The sequence below is a fragment of the Protofrankia sp. CiP1_Cm_nod4 genome, assembly GCF_982290645.1.
Window position 1 is genome coordinate 1 of the sequence record NZ_CEVIVC010000179.1, and the last position, 1,552, is coordinate 1,552.

General features: G+C 72.4%; 2 protein-coding genes. One reads left to right on the top strand and one right to left on the bottom strand.

Annotated elements, in window-relative coordinates; genetic code table 11:
* Positions 1-53: 53 nt before the first annotated feature.
* Positions 54-290: a hypothetical protein gene (locus AC5LSR_RS21765; protein ID WP_250285379.1), complete on the bottom strand. Its 237-nt coding sequence runs from the start codon at positions 288-290 to the stop codon at positions 54-56.
* A 122-nt stretch (positions 291-412) separates the two neighbouring features.
* On the opposite strand from AC5LSR_RS21765, the gene AC5LSR_RS21770 reads away from it, so the two are divergent.
* Positions 413-1,552, top strand: a 1,140-nt coding sequence (locus AC5LSR_RS21770; RefSeq protein WP_493468918.1) for a trans-sulfuration enzyme family protein, incomplete at its 3' end; no start/stop codon positions are given.

Genomic DNA, 1,552 nt, shown 5'->3' on the forward strand with positions numbered 1-1,552 from the left:
TGCTGTAGGTGGAAAACGCTGGGCCGATGACGGTTTCCACCTACGCTTTCCGCTCAGATCTCGTCGGCCTGCCGGGAGGCGAACCCGTAGCGCGGGGCCAGCTCGTTCCAGGACGCGACGAACCGTTGCCTGGCCGCGGTGGCCTGCGTGCTGTGCTGCTGGGCGAGGACGCTGGAGGATGTCGTCGGCGCCGGTGAGACACAGATGCCGGCCCCCTCACGCGCCCAGGCCGCGTAGGCGCGGTCCGCCGCCGTCGATTCCAGCCACGCCGACCGCAGGTCGGCGGCCATTGTTCCGCGGGGGCCGGATCCGCGCGTGAAGCCCGGGTTTGTTCTTTAGTTGGTTATGGTCCGTTACATCGTGCTGTTCCTGGCGATGTCAGCCCCAGCCCCGCCGACACAGGAGAAGAAGCATGCCGGACGCCCGTACGGCCAGCGCGGCCAGCGCGGCCAGCACGACGGTCAACCACGCCGACCGGGAGGCGCGCCGCGACCTCTCCGTGGCGCCGCCCATCTACCAGACGGCGACCTTCTGGGCCGAGGACGCCGAGACGTTCGCCCAGGCGGCGGTCGAACGGCGCGGCCAGGGCTTCTACACCCGCTTCGGCAACCCCAACCACGCGCAGGTCGCGGCCGTCGTCGCGGAGCTGGAGCACGCCGAGGCCGCGCTCGTCACCGCCTCGGGCATGGCGGCGCTCACCACGGCCGTGCTGGCCCTGGTCTCCACCGGTGACCACGTGATCGGGCAGAGATCCACCTACAGCGGCACGGCGTCCCTGTTGTTGAACCTTCTGCCGCGCCTGGGCGTGACGACCACGCAGGTGGACCAGACGGACCCCGACGCCTTCGCCCGGGCCCTGACCCCGCGGACCCGCCTCGTCCTGGTCGAGTCACCGAGCAACCCGCTGCTGCAGATCACTGACCTGCGCGCCGTCGCGGGCCTCGCCCACGCGCACGACGCGCTGGTCCTGGCGGACAACACCTTCGCCACACCCGTGAACCAGCGGCCGCTGGACCTCGGTGTCGACCTGGTGTGGCACAGCGCGACCAAGTACCTCAACGGCCACTCCGACGTGTCAGCCGGTGTGCTCGCGGGGCCGGCGGAGCTCCTCGACCGCGTCTGGGACGTCGGCCTGCTCACCGGCGCGGTACTCGGCCCCTTCGACGCCTGGCTGCTGCTGCGCGGCCTGCGCACGCTGCCGCTGCGCATGGCCAGGCACAACGCCAACGGCCAGGCCCTCGCCGAGGCGCTGGAGCGGCACCCGGCCGTCGCGCGGGTGCACTACCCGGGCCTGGCGGCGCATCCGCAGCACGCGCTCGCGGCCCGCCAGCTCACCGGCTTCGGCGGGGTGCTCGCGGTCGAGTTCGCCGGTGGCCACGAGGCGGCCGACACCTTCCTCGACCGGCTGCGCTACGTCCGACGAGCGGTCAGCCTCGGCGGTGTGGAGTCCCTGGCGGTGCGCCCCGCGGCGATGTGGGCGGGGATGCTCAGCGAGGAACAGATCATCGCCTCGGGGATCCCCCTGGGACTGGTCCGGCTCGCCGCCGGCACC